9 protein-coding genes are annotated in these 7,255 nt (G+C 65.5%); 5 read left to right on the top strand and 4 right to left on the bottom strand.

The genetic code is table 11. The features are described 5' to 3' along the window. Positions 1-41: 41 nt before the first annotated feature. Both fahA and C6P64_RS15470 read right to left on the bottom strand, forming a co-directional pair. On the bottom strand, positions 42-1,364 hold the full coding sequence (gene fahA, locus C6P64_RS15475) for a fumarylacetoacetase (protein WP_105749445.1): 1,323 nt from the start codon (positions 1,362-1,364) through the stop codon (positions 42-44). 29 nt (positions 1,365-1,393) lie between these two features. Then, on the bottom strand, positions 1,394-1,930 hold the full coding sequence (locus tag C6P64_RS15470; RefSeq protein WP_105749444.1) for a VOC family protein: 537 nt from the start codon (positions 1,928-1,930) through the stop codon (positions 1,394-1,396). Between the two features lie 110 nt (positions 1,931-2,040). Here C6P64_RS15470 and C6P64_RS15465 point away from each other — a divergent pair, with 110 nt between their 5' ends. The 4 genes from C6P64_RS15465 (at position 2,041) to C6P64_RS15450 (ending at position 6,127) form a co-directional block, all read left to right on the top strand. After that, positions 2,041-2,946 carry a LysR family transcriptional regulator gene (locus C6P64_RS15465; RefSeq protein WP_105749443.1) on the top strand — a complete coding sequence of 302 codons (906 nt, stop codon included), beginning with the start codon at positions 2,041-2,043 and terminating at the stop codon, positions 2,944-2,946. 184 nt (positions 2,947-3,130) lie between these two features. Continuing rightward, a complete protein-coding gene (locus tag C6P64_RS15460; protein WP_105749442.1) occupies positions 3,131-3,427 on the top strand; it encodes a helix-turn-helix domain-containing protein in 297 nt (98 codons plus the stop codon). Next, positions 3,424-4,779 carry a HipA domain-containing protein gene (locus C6P64_RS15455; RefSeq protein WP_105749441.1) on the top strand — a complete coding sequence of 452 codons (1,356 nt, stop codon included), beginning with the start codon at positions 3,424-3,426 and terminating at the stop codon, positions 4,777-4,779. Before C6P64_RS15460 ends, C6P64_RS15455 begins: the two co-directional genes overlap by 4 nt. 10 nt (positions 4,780-4,789) lie before the next feature. Beyond that, positions 4,790-6,127 carry a D-serine ammonia-lyase gene (locus C6P64_RS15450; protein ID WP_105749440.1) on the top strand — a complete coding sequence of 446 codons (1,338 nt, stop codon included), beginning with the start codon at positions 4,790-4,792 and terminating at the stop codon, positions 6,125-6,127. Between the two features lie 154 nt (positions 6,128-6,281). On the opposite strand, the gene C6P64_RS15445 is transcribed toward C6P64_RS15450, so the two are convergent. Beyond that, positions 6,282-6,686 carry a flavin reductase family protein gene (locus C6P64_RS15445; protein WP_245911760.1) on the bottom strand — a complete coding sequence of 135 codons (405 nt, stop codon included), beginning with the start codon at positions 6,684-6,686 and terminating at the stop codon, positions 6,282-6,284. 4 nt (positions 6,687-6,690) lie between these two features. After that, positions 6,691-6,828 carry an SH3 domain-containing protein gene (locus C6P64_RS18260; protein WP_170073126.1) on the bottom strand — a complete coding sequence of 46 codons (138 nt, stop codon included), beginning with the start codon at positions 6,826-6,828 and terminating at the stop codon, positions 6,691-6,693. Between the two features lie 155 nt (positions 6,829-6,983). Between C6P64_RS18260 and C6P64_RS18255 the strand changes: the two genes are divergently transcribed. Beyond that, positions 6,984-7,151: a hypothetical protein gene (locus C6P64_RS18255; RefSeq protein WP_170073125.1), complete on the top strand. Its 168-nt coding sequence runs from the start codon at positions 6,984-6,986 to the stop codon at positions 7,149-7,151. Positions 7,152-7,255 lie beyond the last annotated feature (104 nt).

Here is a 7,255-nt window from a genome sequence, read left to right as displayed (position 1 = left end):
CGCGCCCCCCGCCCGCCCCGCCGCCCCCCGCCGCGGGGCCGTCAAGCCCTGGCCGGTAGCAGCTGTCCCCAGCACTCGCCGAAGCCGATGCGCGCGGCGCCGGCCTGCTCGCACCAGCCGCGGATCACCACCGCGTCGCCATCCTCGAGGAAGGTGCGACGCTCGCCGTTGGGCAGCGCGATCGGATTCTTGCCACCGCCCGTCAGCTCGATCAGCGCGCCCGCCTGGTCCAGCGTCGGACCCGACAAGGTGCCGCTGCCGAACAGGTCGCCCGGCTGCAGGTTGCAGCCGTTGATGGTGTGATGCGTCACCATCTGCGCCACGGTCCAGTAGGCATGGCGGTAGCTGGTGCGGCAGATCTGCGCGTCGGACTGGCCGGCGGCGCGCATCTGCTCGGTCAGCAGCCCGACCTGCAGCTGGATGTCAAACGCGCCGCCGGCACGGTTGGCCGCGCTGTCCAGGTAGGGCAGCGGCTGCGGATCACCTTCCGGACGCGTGAACGGCACGCGATAGGGGGCCAGTGCCTCCAGCGTCACGATCCAGGGCGAGATGGTTGACGCGAAGTTCTTCGACAGGAAGGGGCCGAGCGGCTGGTATTCCCAGGCCTGGATGTCGCGCGCCGACCAGTCGTTGAGCAGGCAGATGCCAAACACATGGTCTTCCGCGCCCTCGATGCCGATCGGATCGCCCTGCTCGTTGCCCTGGCCGATGAAGATGCCAAGCTCGAGCTCGATGTCCATGCGCTTGCTCGGCGCGAGCACCGGTGTCTCGGCGTCCGGCGCCTTGAGCTGGCCCTTGGGCCGCGGGAAGGCCTGGCCCGAGATGCCGATGCTCGACGCCCGGCCGTGGTAGCCGATCGGCACCCACTTGTAGTTGGGCAGCAGCGGGCTGTCCGGGCGGAACAGCTTGCCGATATTGGTCGCGTGGTGCACCGAGGTGTAGAAGTCGGTGTAGTCACCGATCTGTGCCGGCACCGTGTATTCGACTTGCGCCTGGGCGACCAGGCAGCCGCGCAGGGCATCGACCGCCGCGCCGGCTGCGCCGGCCTTGAGCAGGTCGAACAGGCCGTGGCGCAGCGCCTGCCAGGCCGCCGGCCCCAGGGCCATCAGCGGATTCAGGCTGGCGCCGGCGCCGGCCTGTGCCGCCTCGGCGGCCAGGCCTTGCAGCGCAGCGGTCGCGCCCAGCTGCGCCAGGTCGATGACCTGGTCGCCGATCGCGACGCCACCGCGGTAGGACTCGTCCGAGCCCCGGCGGCGGAACACGCAGAAGGGCAGGTTCTGGATCGGGAAATCGCAGACCGCTGCATTGGCGGACTCGAGCCAGCTGCGCGCAGCCGGATCATGGGTATGGTTGAGCAAGCTCATGGGTGTTGGAATGAGGTCAGAAACAGCGATCAGGAGGACATGCTGCCATCATGCATCCAGGCGGCATGCTTGGGCGCGCGCTTGGTCTTGTCCCACTCGTTGATCATGTCCCATTTCACCTCGTCGAGCATCTGCATCATCTTCGGCGTGCCGCAGTCCCAGGCCAGCTCCAGGCGGTGGCCGTTGGGGTCGAAGAAGTAGATCGACTTGAAGATGGTGTGGTCGGTCGGGCCCACCACCGAGATGCCCTCGGCCTCGAGCCGGGCCTTGGTGTCGATCAGGTCCTGGTAGCTGTCGACCTTGAGCGCCAGGTGCTGCACCCAGTTCGGGGTGTTCTCGTCGCGGCCCATGGGCGCCTGGCCCGGCAGCTCGAAGAAGGCCAGGATGTTGCCGTCGCCCGCGTCCATGAAGATGTGCATGTAGGGGTCCGGTGCCTTGGTCGAAGGCACTTCGTTCTCGGCGATCGCCAGCACGAACTTCATGCCGAGATGCTTCTGGTACCACTCGACGGTTTCCTTGGCGTCCTTGCAGCGGTAGGCGACATGGTGAATCTTTTGTACGAGCATGATGTGTCCTCGGGTGGTAGGTAGCGGTTTGTTGGATGGATGTCGCGATTGGATACCAGATCCATCTATCATTCAAACGGGTTTTTCTTATAGATTTATCGGACGATCAGATGAATGTGACCTTGAGGCAGCTGCGCGCCTTCCTGGCGGTCGCGCGTACCGGTAGCTTCACGCTGGCGGCCGAGAGCCTGTACATCACCCAGTCGGCGCTCAGCGGCCTGATCAAGGAGCTCGAGCAGACCCTGGGCACGCGCCTGGTCGACCGCAGCACGCGGCGCGTCTACCTGACCGAGATCGGCGCCCGGCTCTACCCGATGCTCGACGCCACCCTGCACGACCTCGACGACATGCTGCACCAGGTCATGGACCCGTCGCTGCAGCAGACCGGGGTGGTGCGCGTCGCCGCCTCGCAGCTGCTGGCCTCGACCCTGATGCCCGAGCTGATCGCCGCCTTCCAGGCGCAGCACCCCTTGAGCCAGGTCAAGCTGGTCGATACCCCGGTCGAGAGCGTGATGGCGCGCGTGTTTGCCGGCGAGGTGGAGCTGGGCATCGGCCCGGAGCGCGAGCCGAACTCCGACATCACATCTGCCCGGCTGTTCGACGGCCCGTTCATGGCGGTGTTTCCCGCCGCCCACCCGCTGGCCGGCGTCGAGCGTCTGCACTGGTCCGACCTGGCGGACCAGCCGGTCATCACCCTGCAAGGCCAGTTCACCGAACTGCTGAGCCAGGACCTGCGCCGCGCCGCGCCCGAGTTGTCGCTGACGCCGACGGCCGAGGTCACCTACATGGCCACCGTGCTGTCGATGGTCAAGGCCGGACTCGGGGTGGGGCTGTGCATCCCCTACGCCGCCTCGCTGGTCGAGGCCTACGGCCTGCAGATGCGCCCCCTGGGCAGCCCCGAAGTGAGGCGCAACTTCGAGGTCTTCACGCGCCGGGGACGCTCGCTGTCGCCCGCGGCGCAGAGCTTCCTGGACTTCATCGGACCCAGGATCAGGGCCATGCCCTATCTGCGCTGAACAGGGCAGGAATACTTGCTCCGCCCGGGATGCGGCAGTCAGGATGCCGCGGTCTGTCGCGGAAAAAATTTCTTGAATTCCGAAATTTTCTTGTCGTCAAGTCGGTTTTGCGCCAGAATTTCGGAATACCAGAAATGTTTAGCGCCATCAATCTGTAGATGACTGCAGTTTCTGAAAATCCGAAATGAAACAGCGCTCTTCTTCTGTGACAGTCTTGAACTCAGGCGATGTCCTGGGACCGGTCGTGCGCGCCCGTCGCAAGTCCCAGTCGCTGCGCATCGACGATGCGGCGGCCTTGCTCGGCGTGTCCGTGGACCTCATGTCACGGCTCGAGAACGGGCAAGGCTCAGTCCGCCTGGACAAGGCCATGGCGGTACTCGACGGCCTGGGCCTGGCGCTGATGGTCCTGCCCAAGGAGCACCCCTGGGTGCGCGAGGCTGAAACCGCGCTCAGAACAAGCCACCCTGGACCGCAGCCATGAACCACGAACTCCATCTGTGGACCAATGGCCGCAAGGTTGCCGTCATCTCCCACGAGGCCAGGGACGACCAATGGTCGATGGTGTACGACGATGCCTGGGCTGCCGACCCGCAGTCGTTCCCGCTCTCGCCTGTCCTGCCTCTCATCCGTCCGGAATCGGGCTACTCGTCGAATACCCTGAAGCGCTTCATCGAGCATCTGCTGCCGGAAGGCCGGGCGCTGGATGTCGCCGTGGCTTACAACGGTCTGGCGAAGAGCAATGTGTTCGGCCTGATTCGCGCGCTCGGTGCAGAAACGGCTGGCGCCCTGCGGTTCACTGCCGAAGCGGTCGACACCGCACCCGATGATGACCCTGCTCCACGCGAGATCACGCTGCAGGAGCTGGATGAGCGCATCGCCCGGCACGAACAGCTGCCGCTGACCGTCTGGGATGGCAAGGTCCGCATGTCGGTAGCCGGCCTGCAGGACAAGTTGCTCGTCTATCTCGACCGCCCGGTGGTGGAGGGCGGGCGACTGTTCCTCGTCGATGGCCAGCGCCTGGCTTCGACCCATATCCTCAAGCCCGACACCGCCCAGGCCAGGACCCCCCATCTGGCCGTCAACGAGCATTTCTGCATGTCCCTGGCCCGCCAAATGGGGCTTTCGGCGGCGGAAGTGAGCCTGCTGCGAACGCCTCGCGCCGTGCTCGTGGTGCGCCGGTTCGACCGCGAGGTGCTGGGTACCGGGGAACAGACCAGGGTCCAGCGGCTTCACATCATCGATACCTGCCAGGCCTGCGACCTTCCGGTCAGCTACAAGTACGAGCGCAACCTCGGCAGCGCACCAGCGGTTCGCCATATCCGCGACGGCGTGAGTTTCGAGCGCCTGTTCCAGTGCGCCGAATTGAGCAGCAACAAGGCCGCCGCACGACTCACGATGTTGCGCTGGGCATTGTTCCAGTTCCTGATCGGCAATAGCGATGCGCACGGCAAGAACTTCTCCTTCCGGGTGCGGCCAGGCGGACTGCTCGAACCCGCCCAGTGGTATGACCTGGTCAGCGTGTTGCAGTACGACAGCTTCGATACTGAACTGACCATGGCCTACGGCGATGTGTTCGCGCATGACGAGGTTTCCGCGCTCGCGCTGGCCGACTTCGCCACACGCTGCGGCATCGACCGCAAGCTCATGCGTCGCGAAGGGCAGCGACTGGCCAAGCTTGCGATCCAGGCTGCCGCCCAGCAGGCCCAATCCGACCTCTATCTGGCCGATGAGCGGCCGTTCATCCAAGGCATCGCCACCTTTGTGACGCAGCAGGCGCTGCGACTGTCGAAGCTGGTCAGCGATGCTGCGGCCATCAAGGCCCACTATCTTTGATGCTCTACCCATGATCCACGGCCAAACCCTGGCAGCCTGGTGCGCCAGCCATCCCCTGATCCGCGACCTGATCGCGCTGCGCGAAACCAGCTGGTTCAACCCCGCGATCGCACCTGCCGCGACCGCGCTGGCCGATGTCGGCCTGGGAGCCGATGATGTCGCTCAGGCCAGTGCGCGGCTGCGGCGCTTCGCGCCCTATATCGCCAAGGTCTTTCCGCAGACCGCTGCGGCGGGCGGGCTGATCGAATCGGGCATCCGGCCCTTGCCACGCATGCAACGCCTGCTGCTGATTGATGCCAGCCTGCCGATGAGCGGCCAGCTCTGGCTCAAGACCGACAACGAGCTGCCGATCTCGGGCTCGATCAAGGCGCGCGGCGGCATCCACGAGGTGCTCAAGCATGCCGAGGACCTGGCGCTGCAGGCCGGTCTGATCCGCCCCGGCGACGACTACGCGGCGCTGGACAGCGATACCGCGCGCGCGTTCTTCGGCCAGTACGGAATAGCGGTCGGCTCGACCGGCAACCTCGGGCTGTCGATCGGCATCATGAGCGCCCAGCTCGGCTTCCAGGCCAGCGTCCACATGTCGGCCGACGCGCGGCAGTGGAAGAAGGACCGGCTGCGCGCCAGCGGCGTGACGGTGGTCGAGTACGAATCGGACTACAGCGCGGCGGTCGAGCAGGGACGGCGCCAGGCCGAATCTGACCCGAGCTGCTACTTTGTCGATGACGAGAACTCGCCGCATTTATTCCTGGGCTACGCGGTGGCGGCGGAACGGCTCAAGCAGCAGCTGGATCGGGCCGGCGTGCGCGTCGATGCGGACCATCCGCTGTTCGTCTACCTGCCCTGCGGCGTGGGCGGCGGCCCGGGCGGGGTCGCCTTCGGGCTCAAGCTGATCTTCGGCGACGCGGTGCACTGCGTCTTTGCAGAGCCGACCCACTCGCCCTGCATGCTGCTGGGCGTCCACACCGGGCTGCACGACGCGGTCAGCGTGCAGGACTTCGGCATCGACAACGTCACCGCCGCCGACGGCCTGGCGGTGGGCCGGCCCTCGGGCTTCGTCGGCCGTGCCATGCAGCGCCTGATCGACGGCTACTACACGGTGGTGGACGAGGAACTGTTCCGGCTGCTGGCCCTGGCGCACCGGGAGGAAGGCGTCAAGCTCGAGCCGTCGGCGCTGGCCGGCATGCCTGGCATGCTGCGGGTGCTGCGCGACCGGGACTACCTGGCACGCATCGGCGCCAGCTCGGCCCGGCTGGCCAATGCCACCCACCTGGTCTGGGGCACGGGCGGGAGCATGGTGCCGGAGGGGGAGTTTGCCAGGTATGTCGAGCGGGGGCGCCAGCTGTAGCGCCAGTCAGGCCCAGCTAGACGCCTGCCGGCAGCTTGGCGGCCATCATCTTCTTGCGATCCAGCCGGCACCCATCGACGATGAAGGTCCCGTCGCCCACCGCGTGGAGCCTGCGCTGCTCCTGGCGGTCGGTGTCGAGGTAGGCGGCGACTCCCTACAGCACCACGATGTCGTGCCTTTCGATGATGTCGATGACCTGGCACTCGATGTTGGCGACGCATTCCTTGATCAGGGGCGGCCTGACTTGCCTGGCCGGCACGGGCGTGAGCCCGAAGCGGGAGAACTTGTGCGTGTCTGACCCGGAGCAGGTCCCTATGCCGACCACCTTGTCCAGCAGGTCGACGGTGGGAATGGCAATGACGCATTCCCGGTGCTTGCGCAGCGCCGCGAAGGAGTGGTTCCATGCCCCCGTGGTGATGGCGAACACCGGCTTGAAGTCCATCACCATGGTCCAGGAGATGGTCATGATGTTGTCCTTGCCCGCATCATGGGTGGTCACGAGGACCACCGGCCCCGGCTCGATCAGCGTAAAGGCCTGGTTCAGGTTCAACTGTTGCATGAGATCACCTCGGCGCGACGATCTTGATCCGGGAAACATGCATGTAGCCAACCTTCCCGTCGCGGGTCATGACCTGCCACCAGTTGCCATCCCGGGTGTAACCGATACCTGCCCGGTCAGGATGCCAGGCATCGACGTCCAAAAACCTTTTTGCTCATCTGCCATGGCAGCTCTCCCTTCACCGTTCTCGTTGGGCTACTTGTGTAGCATTTATAGCAGGATATGGCTCTGATGGGATGCACCAATCATGGGCGGTGAGGATGGGGTGGGCACAGAAGGAAATTTACGCTTACACCGATGGGATCGGCGAGCAAGAGCGCACGCTCGCTCGATTTCTGTGCGCGCCACGGAATCGAGCCGGTGGTTGAGATTTTCCCGTTGTCCCAGGTCAACGAGGCGCTGGACCGACTGCGTGAGGGGAAGGTCCGCTACCGTGCCGTGCTGAAGAACGATTTCGCGGGATAAGTACCGGAAGGGCGTGGGCTTCGGCAAGATGGGGCATTGCATACCCTCGCCGAGTTCACGCAGACGCCAGCATTGAGACGTGCGCGAGTGATTTCAAGGTGTCT

This window comes from Malikia granosa, from assembly GCF_002980595.1.
GTDB classification, from domain to species: Bacteria; Pseudomonadota; Gammaproteobacteria; order Burkholderiales; family Burkholderiaceae_C; genus Malikia; species Malikia granosa.
Note: the sequence above shows the minus strand (reverse complement) of the source record. Positions and strands in the feature narration are given on the sequence as shown.